15 protein-coding genes are annotated in these 18,499 nt (G+C 64.9%); 12 read left to right on the top strand and 3 right to left on the bottom strand.

The window, feature by feature from the left end; translation table 11 throughout:
- Window positions 1-86 precede the first annotated feature (86 nt).
- Window positions 87-1,475: an MFS transporter gene (locus tag K289_RS0103350; protein WP_027550174.1), complete on the top strand. Its 1,389-nt coding sequence runs from the start codon at window positions 87-89 to the stop codon at window positions 1,473-1,475.
- 41 nt (window positions 1,476-1,516) lie between these two features.
- Here the strand turns inward: K289_RS0103350 and K289_RS0103345 are convergent, their stop codons facing one another.
- Window positions 1,517-3,121: a B12-binding domain-containing radical SAM protein gene (locus K289_RS0103345; RefSeq protein ID WP_027550173.1), complete on the bottom strand. Its 1,605-nt coding sequence runs from the start codon at window positions 3,119-3,121 to the stop codon at window positions 1,517-1,519.
- A gap of 314 nt (window positions 3,122-3,435) precedes the next feature.
- Between K289_RS0103345 and K289_RS0103340 the strand changes: the two genes are divergently transcribed.
- From K289_RS0103340 to K289_RS0103295, 10 genes are all read left to right on the top strand, one after another.
- Complete coding sequence (locus tag K289_RS0103340; RefSeq protein ID WP_027550172.1) at window positions 3,436-3,885, top strand: (2Fe-2S)-binding protein; 450 nt, start codon at window positions 3,436-3,438, stop codon at window positions 3,883-3,885.
- A gap of 12 nt (window positions 3,886-3,897) precedes the next feature.
- Window positions 3,898-6,084 (top strand): xanthine dehydrogenase family protein molybdopterin-binding subunit, encoded by a 2,187-nt coding sequence (locus tag K289_RS0103335; protein WP_027550171.1) that lies wholly within the window; start codon window positions 3,898-3,900, stop codon window positions 6,082-6,084.
- Between the two features lie 48 nt (window positions 6,085-6,132).
- Window positions 6,133-7,413 (top strand): NAD(P)/FAD-dependent oxidoreductase, encoded by a 1,281-nt coding sequence (locus K289_RS0103330; protein ID WP_084788539.1) that lies wholly within the window; start codon window positions 6,133-6,135, stop codon window positions 7,411-7,413.
- Between the two features lie 174 nt (window positions 7,414-7,587).
- Entirely contained in the window at window positions 7,588-8,055 is a 468-nt protein-coding gene (gene soxX, locus K289_RS0103325; RefSeq protein ID WP_051310492.1) for a sulfur oxidation c-type cytochrome SoxX, read from the top strand.
- A gap of 8 nt (window positions 8,056-8,063) precedes the next feature.
- Window positions 8,064-8,531, top strand: coding sequence for a SoxY-related AACIE arm protein (locus K289_RS0103320; protein ID WP_027550168.1), 468 nt, complete (start codon window positions 8,064-8,066; stop codon window positions 8,529-8,531).
- Window positions 8,531-8,851: a thiosulfate oxidation carrier complex protein SoxZ gene (soxZ, locus tag K289_RS0103315; RefSeq protein WP_027550167.1), complete on the top strand. Its 321-nt coding sequence runs from the start codon at window positions 8,531-8,533 to the stop codon at window positions 8,849-8,851. The genes K289_RS0103320 and soxZ overlap by 1 nt, the downstream gene beginning before the upstream one ends.
- On the top strand, window positions 8,848-9,627 hold the full coding sequence (soxA, locus tag K289_RS0103310) for a sulfur oxidation c-type cytochrome SoxA (protein ID WP_027550166.1): 780 nt from the start codon (window positions 8,848-8,850) through the stop codon (window positions 9,625-9,627). Before soxZ ends, soxA begins: the two co-directional genes overlap by 4 nt.
- An 83-nt stretch (window positions 9,628-9,710) precedes the next feature.
- A complete protein-coding gene (locus K289_RS0103305; protein ID WP_027550165.1) occupies window positions 9,711-11,036 on the top strand; it encodes an ABC transporter substrate-binding protein in 1,326 nt (441 codons plus the stop codon).
- Window positions 11,033-11,971, top strand: coding sequence for a carbohydrate ABC transporter permease (locus K289_RS0103300; RefSeq protein ID WP_027550164.1), 939 nt, complete (start codon window positions 11,033-11,035; stop codon window positions 11,969-11,971). The genes K289_RS0103305 and K289_RS0103300 overlap by 4 nt, the downstream gene beginning before the upstream one ends.
- A complete protein-coding gene (locus tag K289_RS0103295; RefSeq protein WP_027550163.1) occupies window positions 11,968-12,792 on the top strand; it encodes a carbohydrate ABC transporter permease in 825 nt (274 codons plus the stop codon). Before K289_RS0103300 ends, K289_RS0103295 begins: the two co-directional genes overlap by 4 nt.
- A 55-nt stretch (window positions 12,793-12,847) precedes the next feature.
- Here the strand turns inward: K289_RS0103295 and K289_RS0103290 are convergent, their stop codons facing one another.
- Together K289_RS0103290 and K289_RS0103285 are read right to left on the bottom strand one after the other, a co-directional pair.
- A complete protein-coding gene (locus K289_RS0103290) occupies window positions 12,848-13,552 on the bottom strand; it encodes a cysteine hydrolase family protein (RefSeq protein WP_027550162.1) in 705 nt (234 codons plus the stop codon).
- Window positions 13,553-13,812: 260 nt separating this feature from the next.
- A complete protein-coding gene (locus K289_RS0103285) occupies window positions 13,813-14,766 on the bottom strand; it encodes a hypothetical protein (protein ID WP_027550161.1) in 954 nt (317 codons plus the stop codon).
- A 165-nt stretch (window positions 14,767-14,931) separates the two neighbouring features.
- On the opposite strand from K289_RS0103285, the gene K289_RS0103280 reads away from it, so the two are divergent.
- The gene (locus K289_RS0103280) at window positions 14,932-18,408 is read left to right on the top strand and encodes an indolepyruvate ferredoxin oxidoreductase family protein (RefSeq protein ID WP_027550160.1); all 3,477 of its coding nucleotides are present in this window, start codon (window positions 14,932-14,934) and stop codon (window positions 18,406-18,408) included.
- The last annotated feature ends 91 nt before the right edge of the window (window positions 18,409-18,499 follow it).

Raw genomic sequence — 18,499 nt, 5'->3', positions numbered from 1 at the left:
ACGCACATACCTGTGGCAGGCCGCCCGGCCGTAGTACATGCCGGAAGCACCATTGACGCCATGCCGCCGGAGAAAAGCGCGAGGCAATGACAATCACGTTACCTGCGGCTGCGCGCGAGCCTGATGCCCCCATCGCCGACGGCCTGCCGGCCGAGCGCCGGCGCTGGGCGATTGCGGCGATCTTCACCGCGCTGGCGATGGCCTCGCTCGACACCGCGATCGCCAACATCGCCCTGCCCGCCATCGCCGCCGACCTGCATGTCAGCCCGGAGCAGTCGGTCTGGGTGGTCAATGTCTACCAGATCGCGCTGGTCGCGACGCTGCTGCCGCTCGGCGCACTCGGCGAGATCGTCGGCCATCAGCGCATCTATATCGGCGGCCTCGTGCTGTTCACCATCGCCTCGCTGCTCTGCGCGGTGGCGTGGTCGCTGCCGAGCCTGCTGGTGGCGCGCACGCTGCAGGGGCTCGGCGCCAGCGGCATCATGAGCGTCAACACGGCGCTGGTGCGCTACGTCTATCCCGGCCGGATGCAGGGCCGCGGCTTCGGCCATAACGCGCTCGTGGTCGCGACCGCCTTCACCTTCGGGCCTTCGATCGCCTCCGCCATCCTGGCGATCGGTCCGTGGCCGTGGCTGTTCGCGGTCAACATTCCCTTCGGCCTCGTCGCGATCGGCATCGGCTTTACCATGCTGCCGAAGACGCCTCGGGCGGATCACGGCTTCGACTTTCTCGGCGCGCTCCTGGCGGCGGTCTGCCTCGGCCTGTTCATCACTGGAATTGGCAGCGCGGCGCACAATCTCTCGCCTGTCCTCGTCGTGGTCGAACTGGGCACGGCGCTCGTGCTCGGCGTGATTCTGACGCGCCGGCATGCCGACCATCCCGCGCCGATGCTGCCGATCGACCTCTTCAGCCGGCCGATGTTCGCGCTGTCCGCGGCAACCGCGGTCTGCTCCTTCGCGGTGCAGGGCCTCGCCTTCGTCTCGCTGCCTTTCTATTTCGAGGACGTGCTAGGCCGCTCGCAGGTCGAGACCGGCTTCTTCATGACACCATGGCCGCTGGTGGTCGGCATCATGGCGCCGATCGCCGGCCGCCTGTCCGATCGCCATCCGGTCGGACTCTTGGGCGGCATCGGCCTCGTGCTGCTCGGCATCGGCATGGCGCTGCTCGCTTTGCTGCCGGCCAACCCGGGCATCCCCAACATCATCTGGCGGATGGTGATCTGCGGCATGGGCTTTGGCTTCTTCCAGGCGCCGAACATGAAGGCGGTGATGGGAAGTGCCCCGCCGCATCGCAGCGGCAGCGCCTCGGGCATCGTCGCGACCGCGCGCCTGACCGGCCAGACCACGGGCGCAGCGCTTGCCGCGCTCTGCTTCGCGCTCGGCGGCCACAACGGCGCGACCATGGCGCTCGCACTCGGCGCAGGCTTTGCCGCCCTCGGCAGCGTCATGAGCTTCCTGCGGCTTGCGGTGAAATAGAGCGGCCGGCAGCGCAAGAAGCACTGCCGGTCGTTTGGAGATCAGGCCGTTCTCGCGTCGGCGGTCGCCACCTCTGCCATGGGCTCATCCAGCGCGGCCAGACGCGTATCGATGGCATCGATGACCTTGCGCGAGAACGGCCCGAGATGCGCATAGGCCGCGATCATCTGCACGGCTATTCGCGCCGATGACGTGTCGCGCTTGGCGCAGTTGAGGAAGGTCTGCCAGAGCGGTTCGCGTGCCTCGGGGATGGCCGTGACCACACGGTGCACGGTCTCCATCGCCCCGATCTTCGCGCGGATGTCGCCCTCGGCCAGTTCATGGCGTTGTCTAGAACGATCGAGCAGCGTCATCAGGCGATCGATACGCCTCGCATAGGCCGCAGGGCTGTAGACGTGCTCCAGCACCCGCTTGTAGTCCATGAGGATGTCGCGCAGCGGGCGGACCGGATCGAAGTTGATCCCGCTCGTGCACTGATCGGCGCCGATGGTCGGTGCCACATCGTGGCCCGGATGCAGCCGGCCTTCGCGGGCGAGGCGACGCGTGAGCTGCGTGTTCGGCAAGGCATAGAGCAGGCCGACCATGGCGACCGGGATGGCGGCCTCCTCGATGAAGTCGATCATGGCCTCCGCCATCGAGACCTTCTCGCTGTCGAAGCCGACGATGAAGCCCGCGGTGACGAGCATGCCGGCGGCGTAGATCTTGTGGATGCTCTCGGCGATGTTGCGCCGCGTGTTCTGCTTTTTCCGCATCGCGACCAGCGTCGCCGGATCCGGACTTTCGATGCCGACGAAGATGCCGAAGAAATTGGCCTTGCCCATCAGATCCAGCAACTCCGGATCATCGGCGAGGTTGACCGAGGCCTCGGTCGACAATTCGAAGGGATAGCCGTGCGCGCGCTGCCATTCGGCGAGTTGCGGCAGGAACTGCCGCAGCGACTTCTTGTTGCCGATGAAATTGTCATCGACGAAGTCGAGATGGCCGCGATAGCCCATCTGGTAGAGCGTCTCGAGTTCGGCGAACATCTGCGCGGTCGTCTTGGTCCGCGGAACGCGCCCATAGAGCTCGATGATGTCGCAGAACTCGCAGGTGAACGGACAGCCGCGTGAGTACTGCACACCGAGATAGAGATAATCCTCGAATTTGAGCAGGTCGAAGCGCGGCACCGGCGTCTTGGTGACGTCGGCCTGGAACTTCGGTGCGGTGAATACGCCGGAGCGCGCGCCGCTGTCCCAGGCCTCGATGAACGCGTCGATGACGCTCTCGGCCTCGCCGAGCACCTGGAAGTCGGCCCTTTCGTAGATGTGGGGGCTCGACGTCGGATCTGGACCGCCGACGACGACCGGCTTGCCGGCGGCGCGACACAGCTCGATCAGGCGCAGCGTGTCGGCCTGTTGCGGCATCATTCCGCCGGTGAAGACGACATCGGCCCAGGCAAGATCGTCATCATTGAAGGCCGCCGTGTTGCAGTCGATCAGCCGGACCGTCCAGCTTTCCGGCAACATTGCGGCGACGGTGATCAGGCCCAGGGGCGCCGCGGGACGCCGGACGCCCATCAGCTTGCAGGACTCGCCAAAACTCCAGAAGGACTCCGCCGAGAAGAGCGGATAGAGCATCAGCACATTGCAGGAGCGTGTCACGTTCATGGAACCCCATTTTGCTTCGCCGCACTGTATTCAAAGCGGCTCCGTCTTGCACCCCCACCAAAGGGACAAACTGTCGCTAATTCCTAGGCGCGGAACGCACGCGAACGGCGCCCGAGGCCATATACCGCCGTTCACAGAGGGGTCGCGCCGCCCGCCCCGGCGCGCGGGGCAACACCGCCCGATCCATAATCTTCCCGTGCCCGCGAGAATCTTCGGCAATTCCCCCTCAGACTGTTGATTTGAACAGTTCCAGTTTGCCGGACACATTGTTCCCCTGAGTCCAATCGGTGGATTGGGCCAATCAGGGGACTGCGATGGCAAACCTAACAATCAACGGAAAAACCTTCACGCTCGACGTCGAACCCGACACACCACTGCTCTGGGCGATTCGCGAGAATGCCGGACTGACCGGCACAAAATATGGCTGTGGCATTGCACAATGCGGCGCCTGCACCGTTCATATCGATGGCGTCGCCACCCGCTCCTGCGGCATATCCGTCAGCGAGGCCGAGGGCAAGCGTATCACCACTATCGAAGGGCTTGCAGCCGGCGGCACGCTGCACAAGGTGCAGGAGGCCTGGATCGCCCAGGACGTTCCGCAATGCGGTTATTGCCAGAGCGGCATGATCATGGCGGTGGCGGCGCTCCTGAATGAGAAGCCGAAACCGACCGACGCCGACATCGACGAGGCCATCACCAATATCTGCCGCTGCGGCACCTTCCAGCAGGTGCGCGAGGCGATCCACACGATCGCAAGCGCATAAGGAGCCGCCCCCATGAACAAGCACGTTTCGCCCCGCATGAATCGCCGTGCCTTCGTGATCGGAAGCGCCACGCTCGGCGCCGGCTTGGCAATCGGCCTCGATATCCCCTTCGGCGGCCCGGCCGTGGTCCGCGCGGCCGACGGCTCGCCCGAGATCAATGCCTGGGTCGTGGTCAGGCCCGACGACACCGTCGTGATCCGTATTGCGCGCTCAGAGATGGGCCAGGGCTCGCTGACCGGCCTCGCCCAGCTCGTCGCCGAGGAGCTGGAATGCGACTGGACCAAGGTCACGACCGAATATCCGACTCCCGGCCAGAGCGTCGCCCGCAAGCGTGCCTGGGGCGATTTCTCGACCGGCGGCAGCCGCGGCATCCGCAGCTCTCAAGACTATGTCCGCAAGGGCGGCGCCACCGCGCGCGTGATGCTGATCCAGGCCGCGGCCGATGGATGGAAGGTGCCGGCCTCCGAATGCACGGCGGCCAACAGCGTCATCACCCATACGCCGTCCGGCAAGACCACGACCTACGGCAAGGTCGCCGAGGCTGCGGCGAAACTGACACCGCCGGCCGATGTCAAGCTGAAGGACCCGAAGGACTGGAAGCTGATCGGCAAAGGCGTGAAGCGCCTCGACACTGCCGACAAGACCACCGGCACGATGATCTACGGCATCGACGTCAAGCTGCCGGGCATGCTGAACGCCGCGATCAAGGACTGCCCAGTGTTCGGCGGCACGGTGAAGAGCTTCGACGAAGCCAAGATCACCGGCATGAAAGGCGTCAAGAAGGTCGTCAAAGTCGGCGACACCGCGGTCGCGGTCGTTGCCGACACCTGGTGGCACGCCAAGACCGCCTTGGAAGCGCTGCCGATCGTCTGGAACGAGGGCGACAACGCCAAGGTCTCAAGCGAATCGATTGCGAAATGGCTGACTGAGGGCCTCGACAACGAGCAACCGGCCTATGTCGGCAACAAGAACGGCGACGCCAAAGCGGCCATCGCCGGCGCCGCCAGGAAGATCGAGGCCGTCTACAACTATCCCTACCAGAACCATGCCACCATGGAGCCGATGAACGCCACCGCGCTCTACACGGCGGACAAATGCGAGGTCTGGTGCGGTACGCAGAATGGCGAGGCGGCCTTCGCGGCGGTGCTGGAAGCCTCGGGCCTGCCGGCGGAGAAGTGCGATGTGCACAAGGTGATGCCCGGCGGCGGCTTCGGCCGGCGCGGCATGACGGACTACGTCCGCCAGGCCGTCGCAATCGCCAAGCAGATGCCGGGCACACCGATCAAGCTGTTGTGGTCACGCGAAGAGGACATGGCGCACGGCCGGTATCACCCGATCACCCAGTGCAAGATGACCGGCGCGTTCGATGCCAACGACAATCTGGTCGCGCTGCACTACCGCCTGTCCGGACAGTCGATCCTGTTCTCGCTCCGCCCCGAGGCGCTGCAAAACGGCATGGATCCGGCCGCATTCCAGGGCGTCGCCCAATCCGGCGAAGCAGCGTTCGGCTACTCGGTCCCGAACCTCTTGATCGAGCATGCGATGCGCAACCCGCACGTTCCGCCCGGCTTCTGGCGCGGCGTCAACGTCAATCACAACGCGATCTACATGGAATGCTTCATGGACGAGCTGGCCCATGCCGCAGGCCAGGATCCGCTCGAATTCCGCCGCAAGCTGATGGGCAATCACCCCAAGCACCTGGCGGTGCTCAACGCCGTGGCGGAGAAGATCGGTTGGAGCGAGCCGGCGCCGCAGGGCGTCTATCGCGGCATCGCGCAAGTCATGGGCTATGGCAGCTATGTCGCGGGCGCCGCCGAAATCTCGGTGACCGACGGCAGCAAGATCAAGGTACATCGCATCGTCGCCTCCACTGATCCCGGCTACGTCGTCAATCCGGCGCAGGTGGAGCGGCAAATCGCCGGCTCCTTCGTCTATGGCCTCTCGGCGCTGTTCTACGGCGGCTGCACCGTCAAGGACGGCCGCATCGAGCAAACCAACTTCGATACCTACAACTCGATGCGCATCAACGAGATGCCGAAAGTGGAGGCGGTGATGGTGCCGAGCGGCGGGTTCTGGGGCGGTGTTGGCGAGCCGACCATCGGCGTCGCGGCACCGGCGGTGCTCAACGCCTATTTCGCGGCGACGGGCAAGCGCATCCGCTCGGTACCGTTGCGCGATCAGAACATCACCTTCGCTTGAGACGGCTGCGGCGGCCCAAGAAGAGGGCCGCCGCATCCTTTTGTCCGGATGATGCTCATGACGAGGCGCCCGATGACACGGCGGAATGCCGTGTTCGGCATCGCGGCAGCCGCGGCGCTGGCGCGGTCTTCGATGTCGCGCGCGCAGTCCGCGGGCCGCGTGATCGTGGTCGGCGGCGGCTTCGGCGGCGCCGCCTGTGCCCGCGCGCTGAAGCGGGCCAATGCGACGTTGCAGGTCACGCTGATCGAGCCGAACAAGGTGTTCACCGCCTGCCCGTTCAGCAACGAGGTGATCGCGGGCCTGCGCGACATCGAGCTGCAGCAGTTCGGCTATGACAGGCTCGGCGCCGAAGGCGTTCGTATTGTCAACCAGGCTGCGACCAAGGTCGATCCGCAGCAGCGAACCGTCACCGTAGCCGATGGCACCTCGCTTCCTTACGATCGTCTCGTGCTCTCGCCCGGCATCGATTTCCACTTCGAGGGTCTGCCCGGCTACGACGAGGCCGCATCGGAGAAGATGCCGCATGCCTGGAAGGCCGGCACGCAGACGCTGCTGCTGCGCAAGCAGCTGGAGGCGATGGAGGATGGCGGCCTCGTCGCCATCGCAATCCCGGCCAATCCGTCGCGCTGCCCGCCGGCCCCCTACGAGCGCGCCAGCCTGATCGCGCATTACTTGAAGACGAAGAAGCCACGCTCGAAAGTGCTGATCCTCGACGCCAAGGACAGTTTTTCCCAGCAACGGTTGTTCGAGAAGGCATGGAAGGAGCTCTACGGCGATATGATCGAACGCGTCGCGCTGTCGCAAGGAGGCCGCGTCACCTCGGTCGATCCGTCGACCAGGACCATCGTCACCGAGTTCGGCAACTACACCCCTGACGTCGCCAACGTCATTCCGCCGCAGCGCGCAGGCCGCATCGCCGAGATCGCCGGCGCGACGGATGCGACCGGCTGGTGCCCGATCGATCCCGTGACCTTTGAATCGAAGCTTGCGCCGAACATCCAGGTCATCGGCGACGCCTGTCTTGGCGGCGGCATTCCCAAATCGGCATCCGCGGCGAGCGCACAAGGCAAGGCTTGCGCAGCCGCGATCGTCAACCTGTTCGCAGGCCGCGCGCCGGAGACGCCGCGGCTCACCGGCGTCTGCTACAACACCGTGGCGCCGGCTTACGGCTTCTCGCTCGCCGGCAACTATCAGCCGAAAGGCGACATCTATGCCGAGGTCGAAGGTGGTGCCACGAGTCCGGTCGATGCGCCGCGCGAGCTGCGTGCCCGCGAGGCCGCCGAAGCGGAGCGCTGGTTTCAAACCGTCACGGCGGACTGCTTTGGCTAGAACACGATGAGATCAGATTTGTTTGCCAGCCGCGAAGAAGGTGCGCTCCCTCTCCCGCTTGCGGGGGAGGGCTGGGGTGGGGGTGCCTCCGCAATCGACACTCCCGATGTGGCGAGAGCCCCCACCCGCGCCTTCGGCGCGACCTCCCCCGCAAGCGGGAGAGGTAAGCGGACCATGTGGCCACCTAGGTCATCACGCCGAACACGCGCGGTTGCGGCGCTGATTGCAGCAAGCCTCGTGTTCGCCACAGGCGCGCAAGCCGAGGGGCCCGTGCCCTACAGGATCGCCGGCGACGGCATTCCGGAATCGCTCACGGGTGCACCCGGTGATGCCACGCGCGGCCGCGCGTTGGTTCTCGCGCGCACGACGACCTGCATCCTCTGCCATTCCGGACCATTCCCGGAGACGCGGTTCCAGGGCGATCTAGCACCCGACCTCACGGGTGCGGGGAACCGGTGGTCGGTGAGCCAGTTGCGGCTTCGTCTGGTCGATGCGTCGCACTTCAACCCAGAGACCATCATGCCGTCGTATTATCGCGCTGATGGGCTCGTTCGCGTCGGCCGCAACTTTGCCGGCAAGCCGATCCTGTCAGCCACGGAGATCGAGGATATCGTGGCTTTTCTTGCAACGCTTCGGGACTAGCACCATCCATGCGAACCACGCGACGACAATTCCTCAGTCTTGCCGGAACCGTCACGGCCGCCGGAACGATTCCGATCGTCACGCTGCGGCCGCTCGAGGCGACGCCCGCGATGCTCAACACAGCGATCCGCAACGTCGTCGGCGAAGCACCGATCCGCACCGGCAAGGTGAAGCTCGACATTCCACCGCTGGTCGAGAACGGCAACACCGTGCCGATGACGGTCAGCGTCGCAAGCCCGATGACGGCAACCGATTACGTCAAGAGCATCCACGTCTTCAACGAAAAGAACCCGCAGCCGAACATCGGCAATTTCCATCTCGGCCCCTCGTCGGGACGCGCCCAGGTCTCGACCCGGATCCGACTCGCCGACAGCCAGAAGGTGGTCGCGATCGCCCGCCTCTCCGACGATTCTTTCTGGCAGGTCGCCGCCGACGTGGTCGTGACGCTCGCCGCCTGCACCGAGGAAGTGAACTGATGGCTGCAGCCCTGATCAACGTTCCGGCAAAAGCCAGGCGCGGTGACGTCATCGAGATCCGCACGCTGACCTCGCACATCATGGAGACCGGCTTTCGCCGCACCGCGGCCGGAGATCTCGTGCCGCGCGACATCATCACGAGCTTCACCTGTCGCTACAACGGCACCGAGATCTTTCGCGCCGATCTCTATCCGGCCATCGCGGCCAATCCATACCTGTCGTTCTTCACGGTCGCGAAGGAGAGCGGCAGGTTCGATTTCGAGTGGATCGGCGACAACGGCTATTCGTCCACCACGTCGGCATCGATCACCGTCGAATGAGCTTTTGGCGTGCGATAGCGCTGGCGGCACTGTGTGCTGCGGCCCCTGCCCTGCTTGCCGGCGAGATTCCGCCTGAAGCGCGGCGATCCGGCTATTCCTTCATGGGCCCCGACACGCGCGCCATGCAGGACGACGACACGTCCAATCCGGGAATGCTGTTCGTGCTCGACGGCGAGGCGCTGTGGACGAAGAAGGCCGGCAGCGCCGACAAGGCGTGCGCCGACTGCCATGGCGATGCGCGGAGCAGCATGAAAGGTGTCGCTGCGCGCTATCCCGCCTTCGACAAATCGCTCGGCCACCCCGTCACGCTCGACCAGCGCATCAACCTCTGCCGCGCCGATCACCAGCAGGCAACACCACTGCCCTACGAGAGCCGCGACCTCCTGGCGCTGTCCGCCTTCGTCGCGCACCAGTCGCGCGGCGTCGCGATCACGGCCGGCGATGATCCGCAGCTAAAACCCTTCGTCGCGCAGGGCCGCGATCTCTTCATGCGGCGCGAGGGCCAGCTCAACCTCGCATGCACCAACTGCCACGACGACAACTTCGACAAGCGTCTCGCGGGCGCGCCGATCACGCAAGCGCAGCCGACCGGCTATCCGCTCTATCGCCTGGAATGGCAAACCCTGGGCTCGCTCGAGCGACGCTTACGCAGCTGCATGACCGGCGTGCGCGCGCAAGCCTACGACTACGGTTCGCCCGAGCTGGTTGCGCTCGAGCTCTATCTGATGTCGCGGGCGCGCGGCCTGCCGATGGAAACGCCGGCCGTGCGTCCCTGATCCGTAGATTGGGACTAGGCAGGCGTGGCACGGTCGCTAGTATCCCTCCCAAAGATGACAATGAATCAGAGGGAGGGACCAAAGTGGCCAACCACAACATCTCGCGCCGCACGCTCTTGAAGGGCACCGCCGCGGCAGGCGCGCTCAGCCTCACCGGACTTCCGGCGCGCGCCGAGGTCAACTGGAAGAAATACGCCGGGACCAAGCTCGAGGTGATCCTCGCCAAGGGTCCACGCGGCGACAATCTGCAAAAATACGTCAAGGAATTCACCGACCTCACCGGCATCCAGGTCGAATCCGAACAGATCCCGGAGCAGCAGCAGCGGCAGAAGGTCGTGATCGAGCTCACCTCCGGCCGGCCGAGCTTCGACGTCGTGCATCTCAGCTACCACGTGCAGAAGCGGCAGTTCGAGAAGGCCGGCTGGCTCGCCGACATGACGCCCTACATGAAGGATCCGACGCTGACCGCGCCCGATCTCGTCGAGAGCGATTTCTCGGCCGCCGGCCTGCAATACGCCAAGAACGACAAGGGCCAGATGCTGTCCCTGCCGTGGTCTGTCGACTATTTCATCCTCTACTACAACAAGGAGCTGTTCCAGAAGAAGGGCGTCGCGGTGCCCAAGACCCTCGACGAGATGGTCGCGGCCGCCGAGAAGCTGACCGATCCCAAGGAAGGGACCTACGGCTTCGTGGGTCGCGGCTTGCGCAACGCCAACATGACGTTGTGGACCAACTTCTTCCTCAACTATGGCGGTGAATTCCTCGACGCCAAGGGCAACATCCTGACCGATGGCCCGGAGGCGATCGAGGCAACCAAACTCTACCAGACGCTGCTGACGAAGGTCGCTCCACCCGGCGTTGCCGGCTTCAATTGGATGGAGTCGATGGCCTCGTTCACGCAAGGACGCTCGGCGATGTGGATCGATGGCGTCGGCTGGGCGCCGCCGCTGGAGGATCCGGCCGCCTCGCGCGTGGTCGGCAAGGTCGGCTACACCGTCGTACCCGCCGGACCGAAGGGTCAGTATTCGGCCACCTATGGCGACGGCATCGGCATTGCAGCCGCCAGCAAGAACAAGGAAGCCGCCTATCTGCTATGCCAATGGATGGTTTCGAAGCAACAGGGCGCAAGGCTGTTGCAGGCCGGCGGCGGCGTGCCGTTCCGCAACTCCATCCTGAACGATCCCGAGATCCAGAAGGGCGTGAAGATGCCCAAGGAGTGGCTGCAGTCGGTGATCGATTCCGCCAAGATCAGCAAGCTGGGCCTGCCCGTGGTGATCCCGGTCGCCGAATTCCGCGATCTCGTCGGCGCGGCGCTGACCTCGACTTTGTCGGGCGCCGATCCTGCGACCGAGTTGAAGAAGGCGCACGAGCAATTCCGGCCGATCCTGGAGCGCAGCGAAAAGGCGTGAGTGCATTGACACAATCGACTCCGGCGGCGGCTCGATCAGATGCCGCGCCGGAGAAGGAGTTGCGGCCGCCGTCCTACTGGCCGTTCGTGGTGCCGGCGCTGGTCGTCGTGCTCGCCATCATCATCTTCCCGTGGGTCTTCACCATCTGGATGAGCCTGAACGAGTGGAAGGTTGGTTCGCCGACCACCTTCGTCGGGCTTTCCAATTATCTGCGGCTAACGAGCGATCCCCGCTTCCTCGAGGCGGTGGGACATACGCTGGTCTACACCGTGCTCTCGGTGCTGCTGCCGCTCGTGCTCGGCACGCTTGCGGCCGTGGTGTTTCACCAGAAATTCGCCGGGCGCGGTTTTTTGCGCGGCGTCTTCATCATGCCGATGATGGCGACACCCGTTGCGATCGCGCTGGTCTGGACCATGATGTTCCATCCGCAGCTCGGCGTGCTCAACTACCTGTTGTCGCTGGTCGGCATTCCGCCGCAGCTCTGGGTATTTCACCCCGCGACCGTGATCCCCTCGCTGGTGCTGGTCGAGACCTGGCAATGGACGCCGCTCGTGATGCTGATCGTGCTCGGCGGCCTCGCCGCGATCCCGACCGAGCCCTATGAGAGCGCACAGATCGACGGCGCCAGTTTCTGGCAGGTGTTCCGCTTCATCACTCTGCCGCTGATCATGCCGTTTCTGTTCATCGCGGGCATGATCCGCATGATCGATGCGGTGAAGAGTTTCGACATCATCTTCGCGATCACGCAAGGCGGGCCGGGCTCCGCGTCGGAGACGATCAACATCTACCTCTACAGCGTCGCCTTCACCTATTACGACCTCGGGTATGGTTCGGCGATCGCGGTGGTGTTCTTCCTCCTCATCGTCGCACTCGCTGCCGTGATGCTCTACGCGCGCCAGCGCATGCTGTGGACCGAAATCGCGAGCGGCGCATGAACCCACGTCAGATCATTGGCAGGATCGGCCTGTGGTTCGCGGTGTTCGTGATCGTGTCGCCGGCGATCCTGTTCTTCCTGTGGATGCTCTCGCTCTCGCTCAAGTTCGAGGTCGACAACGCCGCCTACCCGCCGGTGTTCATTCCCGAGCACTTTGCCTGGAAGAACTATGCCGACGTGCTCGCCTCCAACCGCTTCCTGACCTATTTCATCAACAGCCTCGTCGTGACCGGCAGCGCGACGGCGCTCGCGCTGCTCGTCGGCGTTCCCGCCGGCTACGGCATCGCGCGAATGGCCGCGCACAAATCCGCGATCGTGATCCTGATCGCCCGCATCACGCCGGGCCTGTCCTATCTGATCCCGCTGTTCCTGCTGTTTCAGTGGCTGGGATTGCTCGGCACGCTGGTGCCGCAGATCATCATCCATCTGGTGGTGACCGTTCCGATCGTGATCTGGATCATGATCGGATATTTCGAGACGACGCCGCTGGAGCTGGAAGAAGCAGCGTTGATCGACGGCGCCACGCGCTGGCAGGTCTTCCGCCACGTCGCCTTGCCGATCGCCCGGCCGGGAATCGCGGTCGCCTTCATCCTGGCCGTCATCTTCTCCTGGAACAATTTCGTCTTCGGCATCGTGCTGGCCGGACGCGAGACACGCACCCTGCCGGTTGCCGTCTACAACATGATCTCGTTCGATCAATTGAGCTGGGGACCGCTCGCAGCCGCCGCGCTGATCGTCACCTTCCCGGTGCTGCTGCTGACGGTGCTCGCCCAGCGTCAGATCGTTGCCGGACTCACGGCGGGGGCGGTCAAGGGCGGGTAGTTGCTCAGCTCTCAATCCTCATCCTGAGGAGTTCGACTGGTTATGCCGCAGTAAGCTAAGGTGACACGCCCGAAGCCTTCAACGCCTCCAGCACCGCGGCCGAGTCCGTGACCCAGCCGAAGATGCCGCCCTGAGCCTTGATCATTTTGAGGCCCATCTCGTGGAATTCGGGGAAGTAGGACGCGCAGCCGTCCGAGATGACGAGGCAGCGATAGCCGCGGTCATTGGCCTCGCGCACGGTGGTGTTGACGCACACCTCCGTCGTGACGCCGCACACCAGCAGAGTCTCGATGCCATATTTCTCCAGGACATCACTGAGCTCGGTGGCGTAGAACGCCCCCTTGCCGGGCTTGTCGATCACGACCTCGCTGTCGAGCGGATAAAGCTCGGGGATGATATCGTGGCCGGCCTCGCCGCGGATCAGGATGCGGCCCATCGGACCGGGATCGCCGATGCGCAAGGACGGCGCGCCGCGCTCGATCTTCGCGGGCGGCGCGTCGGAGAGATCGGGCAAATGCCCTTCGCGGGTGTGGATCACCGGCATGCCGCTCTCACGTGCCGCATCGAGCACGGCACGGACCGGCTTTACCGCGCGCCCGAGCTGGCTGACATCGTTGCCGAGCGTCTCGCCGAAGCCGCCAGGCTCGAGGAAATCGCGCTGCATGTCGATGATGAGAAGCGCAGTGGTCGACCAGTCGAGCCTGATCGGCTCGGGCTCGGCATGGACGACGCCCGATGTCGGTTTGGTTGAGTTCAACATGACGCCAAGCCCCCGCGAGAACTCGCTCTACCTCGAATTCTGCAAGCGCCGTGCCATTGTGTACAATGGCGGGCGCGCGAGAGCCGTGAGGGAATTCGCTGTTTGCTCAGAACGTTACGCCGGGAGCTGACGGATACTCACTCTCCACGCGGCTGACTCTGCCACAGACACCTGCTCAAATGATGAGCAGTGGCTGACGCTCCCACTGCTCGTCATTCCGGGCTCGCGACTTCGTCGCGCCCCGGAATGACGAGCGGCGCCTACCGCCCAGCCCCATACAGCTTGCGATACTCCTCCTCATACGGCGCGTAGGAGTCCTTCATCGTCGCCATGTTGAGCAGCATGGTCGCGACCATCGTGTTCGCCTTGTCGAACACGCGCGTCTTCACCCAGGCGCTTTCGGTACGGCGGCTGCCGGAGAGCGCGACCACTTCGCGCTCGACCTCGTACTCCTCGTCGACGAAGAGCGGACCCTTCAAGAGCCTGATCTCCTGATCGGCGAACAGGCCGACGGCCGGTCCCTTGGCCGGCAGCGGATCGTCCTTGGAGCGGTACTGGAACAGCACGCTCAGCATCTCCATCGGAATGATGGCCTTACGCCACGGATTGTCCGCGCTCGCATAATAGGACGAGTTCTCGGTGATGACGGCGAGCTTCTGCCGCAGCGAGAACGGATAGAGGTCACCCATGTTCTGGTCGAACGCCATGCGCGCCGCCTGACGCTTCATCGTCTGCGCCACCTTCACGTCGCGCAGGATCACGGGATCGGCGAGCGGCTTGAGCTCGGTGAGGCGCGTCTCCAGCGCCGTCGCGGCGGGCGGATCACCAACAGAGGCGGAGCCGCGCAGCACCTCGGTGCCGTCACGCTTGACCATTTGAATCGGGCACTGGCTCGTGCCGGGCAGCGGCTTCGACAGGATCGCCCGCACCTCCTCGCCCTCGAAGCAGGCATTGCGGTAATGCGCTGAGAGACAACCCGTCTCGAACCAGGTCCGTCCCCACAGCCGTGCGCCGAGCGGCGCGAACTGGCTGAAATGCGTCGGGCCCTCGATGGTGCCGCCCTTGAAGCCGAGCTTCTGCGCGGTGGCGTCGTCGTGGATCGAGGCGTGCGCGTCGTAGACCTGCGCGTGGAGCATCTGGCGCGGCTGGCGCCACGGCCCGATCAGGGCCTCGGCCGTCTCGGTGATCTCGGTATCGAATGCGTTCGCGGTCATGGCGTCTCTCCACAGGCAGCCATGACTAGCAGGAGCGCCACGGATGCGGCCAGCGATATTGACTTCACGGACGCATGCTTTTGACTGTCACAATCCGCTTCGCGCTAGCCGCAATCCCTTCCGCAGCGCAAACCCCACGCCGAACACAAGACAAGGACTTCCGAAATGACGCTGTTGCAGGTCGAGCTGGAGGATAAATACCGGCTCGAATCGAGGCGGATCTACCTGTCCGGCACGCAGGCCCTGGTTCGGTTGCCCATGTTGCAGCGCGAACGTGACCGGCTTGCCGGCCTCAACACCGGCGGGTTCATCTCGGGCTATCGCGGTTCCCCGCTCGGCATGTACGACCACGCGCTGTGGCGCGCGAAGTCGTTCCTGCAGGCGCACGACATCGCCTTCGTGCCCGGCCTGAACGAGGATCTCGCCGCGACCGCGGTGTGGGGCAGCCAGCAGGTCGGGCTGTTCCCCGGCGCCAAGGTCGATGGCGTGTTCGGTATCTGGTACGGCAAGGGCCCCGGCGTCGATCGCTCGGTCGATGCGCTGAAGCATGCAAACTCGGCCGGCACCTCGCGCCATGGCGGCGTGCTGGCGCTCGCCGGCGACGATCACGGCTGCCAGTCCTCGACGCTCGCACATCAAAGCGAGCAGGTGTTCGCGGCGGCGCTGATCCCCGTGATCAACCCGTCGACGTTGCAGGACTACCTCGACCTCGGCCTCTACGGCTTCGCGCTGTCACGCTTCTCCGGCTGCTGGGTCGGCTTCAAGGCGATCGGCGAGACCGTCGAGAGCTCGGCCTCGATCTATAGCGATCCCGCGCGCATCCAGATCAAGCTGCCCGAGGATTTCGAGATGCCGCCCGGCGGTCTCAACATCCGCTGGCCCGATCCGCCGCTGGACGCGGAGAAGCGCCTGTTCGGCCCGAAGCTGGCCGCGGTGCAGGCCTTTGCCCGCGCCAACCAGCTCGACCGCATCGTGCTCGATTCAAAGCCCGCGCGGCTCGGCATCCTCGCCACCGGCAAGGCCTATCTCGATTTGCGCCAAGCGCTCGCCGATCTCGGCATCAGCGACAAGGATGCGATGGATCTCGGTCTTCGCATCTACAAGGTCGCGATGACCTGGCCGCTGGAGGAGAGCGGCGCGCGGCGCTTTGCCGAAGGCCTTCAGGACGTTCTCGTCGTCGAGGAGAAGCGCGGCTTCATCGAAGACCAGCTCATGCGCATCCTCTACAATGTGGATGCCTCAAGGCGCCCGACCGTGACCGGCAAGCGCGACGAACGCGGCGCGCCGCTGCTGCCGAGCGAGGGCGAACTGACGCCGACCATTGTCGCCTCCGCACTGGTGGCGCGCTTGCGCCGGCTCGGTCATCACAGCCCGATGCTGGAGCAGCGGCTGGCGCGGCTCGAGGCGTTCGAGAATCCCGTCACCACCAGCACGCCGATCAAGCTGGCGCGCACGCCGTTCTTCTGCTCGGGCTGCCCGCACAACTCCTCGACCAAGGTGCCCGAAGGCAGCCGCGCCATGGCCGGCATCGGCTGCCACGGCATGGCCTTGAGCATGCCGAGCCGCCGCACCGATCTGATCTCGCATATGGGCGCGGAAGGCGTGAACTGGATCGGGCAAGCGCCCTTCACCAGCGAGCAGCACATCTTCCAGAATCTCGGCGACGGCACTTACACGCATTCCGGGCTTCTCGCACTTCGTGCCGCGTCTGCCGCCGGCATCAGCATCACCTACAAGATCCTCTACAACGACGCTGTCGCAATGACCGGCGGCCAGCCGGCCGAGGGCAGCTTCAACGTCGCTCAGATCGCGCACCAGGTCTGGGCCGAGGGTGTGAAGCGGCTTGCGATCGTTTCCGACGATCCGAGCAAGTACCCGCAAGGCAACTACTTTCCGCAAGGCGCGACGATTCATCATCGCCGCGAGCTCGATGCCGTGCAGCGTGAGTTGCGCAACATCAAGGGCCTCACCGCCATCATCTACGACCAGACCTGCGCTGCGGAGAAGCGCCGCCGCCGCAAGCGCGGGCTCTATCCCGATCCGCAGAAGCGCGCCTTCATCAACGAGCTCGTCTGCGAGGGCTGCGGCGATTGCTCGCAGGCCTCGAACTGCGTCTCGGTGCAGCCGCTGGAAACCGAGTTCGGCCGCAAGCGCCAGATCGACCAGTCGAACTGCAACAAGGACTATTCCTGCGTCGAAGGTTTCTGCCCGAGCTTCGTCACCGTGCATGGCGGCACGCTCAAGCGCATCAAGACGTCAGCGGTCGATTCCGGGCAATTGTTCGCCGACCTGCCCCTGCCGCCGGCGCGAGAGCTGGATGGCCCCTACAACATCCTCGTCACCGGTATCGGCGGCACCGGCGTCATCACCATCGGCGCGCTGCTCGGCATGGCCGCCCACGTCGACGGGCGCGGCTGCTCGGCGCTCGACTTCACCGGCCTGTCGCAAAAGAACGGCGCGGTGATGAGCCATGTGCGCATCGCGCCGAAGCCGGAAGACATTTCGGCGGTCCGCATCACCACCGGCGGCGCCGACGTCATCCTCGGCTGCGACATGATCGTCTCGGCAGGACCGACCGCGCTCTGCCGCGCCGAGCGCGGCGTGACGAAGGCCTATATCAACGCCGATCTGCAGCCGACCGCGAGCTTCGTCCAGAATCCCGATCTCGATTTCGAGATGGGCGCGATGCAGACCGTGCTGCGCGACGCGATCGGCGACAAGAATCTCGACATCGTCGACGCCACCGGCATTGCCGCCGCGCTGATGGGCGACTCGATCGCCACCAACCCCTTCATGCTCGGCTTCGCCTTCCAGAAGGGCGCGATCCCGCTGTCGCTGGAGGCGTTGCTCCGCGCCATCGAGATCAACGGCGCTGCGATCGAGATGAACAAGCTCGCCTTCACCTGGGGACGCCTCGCCGCCCACGACATGTCACGGGTGCGCAGCGTGCTCCAGTTCAAGAGCCGGACATCCGCACCGACGAAGTCGCTCGACGATGTGATCGCAAACCGTGCAGGGTTTTTGACCGCCTATCAGAACCAGACCTACGCCGATCGCTACCTCGCGGCCGTCACGAAGGTGCGCAAGGCGGAAACCGCTGCCTTGCCGGCCTCTACCGAGCTGACCGAGGCCGTGGCCAGGAACCTGTTCAAGCTGATGGCCTACAAGGACGAATACGAGGTCGCGCGGCTCTATACCGACGGCAGCTTCGCCAAGAAGGTCGCGGAGAAGTTTGACGGCGATTTCACGCTGAAGTTCCACCTGGCCCCGCCGATCTTCGCAAAGCGCGACAAGGCGACGGGTCGCCTGCAGAAGCAGGAATTCGGCGGCTGGATGATCCACGCCTTCCGCATGCTGGCGAAGCTGAAGTTCCTGCGCAGCACCGCGTTCGATCCGTTCGGCCGCACCGAGGAGCGCCGGACCGAGCGCAAGCTGATCGAGGACTATCTGGCGATGATCGATCAGCGGATCACCGGGCTGAAGGCGGCGCAGATCCCGCTGCTGGCGCGGCTGGCCCGGGTGCCGGAAACCATCCGCGGCTTTGGGCATGTCAAGGAAGCCAACATCAAGCAGGCGGCCGCCCAGAAGGCGCGGCTGGAGGCGGAGCTGGAAAACAGCCGCTTTGCCGCTGCGGCGGAGTGATGTCCCTCTCCCTCTCCCTCTCTCCGCTTGCGGGGAGAGGGTTGGGGTGAGGGGGAGTCTCCGCGGGGACGGTGACAGTTGCACTCGCGGA

The organism is Bradyrhizobium sp. Cp5.3 (assembly GCF_000426265.1).
Taxonomy (GTDB): Bacteria; Pseudomonadota; Alphaproteobacteria; order Rhizobiales; family Xanthobacteraceae; genus Bradyrhizobium; species Bradyrhizobium neotropicale.
The sequence above is the reverse complement of the archived record's forward strand: the minus strand, read 5'-3'. Positions and strand labels throughout refer to the sequence as shown.

Coding starts and splice junctions, on each gene's coding strand:
- K289_RS0103350 (WP_027550174.1), top strand. CDS start 87: ATGACAATCACGTTACCTGCGGCTGCGCGCGAGCCTGATGCCCCCATC.
- K289_RS0103345 (WP_027550173.1), bottom strand. CDS start 3,121: ATGAACGTGACACGCTCCTGCAATGTGCTGATGCTCTATCCGCTCTTC.
- K289_RS0103340 (WP_027550172.1), top strand. CDS start 3,436: ATGGCAAACCTAACAATCAACGGAAAAACCTTCACGCTCGACGTCGAA.
- K289_RS0103335 (WP_027550171.1), top strand. CDS start 3,898: ATGAACAAGCACGTTTCGCCCCGCATGAATCGCCGTGCCTTCGTGATC.
- K289_RS0103330 (WP_084788539.1), top strand. CDS start 6,133: ATGATGCTCATGACGAGGCGCCCGATGACACGGCGGAATGCCGTGTTC.
- soxX (WP_051310492.1), top strand. CDS start 7,588: ATGTGGCCACCTAGGTCATCACGCCGAACACGCGCGGTTGCGGCGCTG.
- K289_RS0103320 (WP_027550168.1), top strand. CDS start 8,064: ATGCGAACCACGCGACGACAATTCCTCAGTCTTGCCGGAACCGTCACG.
- soxZ (WP_027550167.1), top strand. CDS start 8,531: ATGGCTGCAGCCCTGATCAACGTTCCGGCAAAAGCCAGGCGCGGTGAC.
- soxA (WP_027550166.1), top strand. CDS start 8,848: ATGAGCTTTTGGCGTGCGATAGCGCTGGCGGCACTGTGTGCTGCGGCC.
- K289_RS0103295 (WP_027550163.1), top strand. CDS start 11,968: ATGAACCCACGTCAGATCATTGGCAGGATCGGCCTGTGGTTCGCGGTG.
- K289_RS0103290 (WP_027550162.1), bottom strand. CDS start 13,552: ATGTTGAACTCAACCAAACCGACATCGGGCGTCGTCCATGCCGAGCCC.
- K289_RS0103285 (WP_027550161.1), bottom strand. CDS start 14,766: ATGACCGCGAACGCATTCGATACCGAGATCACCGAGACGGCCGAGGCC.
- K289_RS0103280 (WP_027550160.1), top strand. CDS start 14,932: ATGACGCTGTTGCAGGTCGAGCTGGAGGATAAATACCGGCTCGAATCG.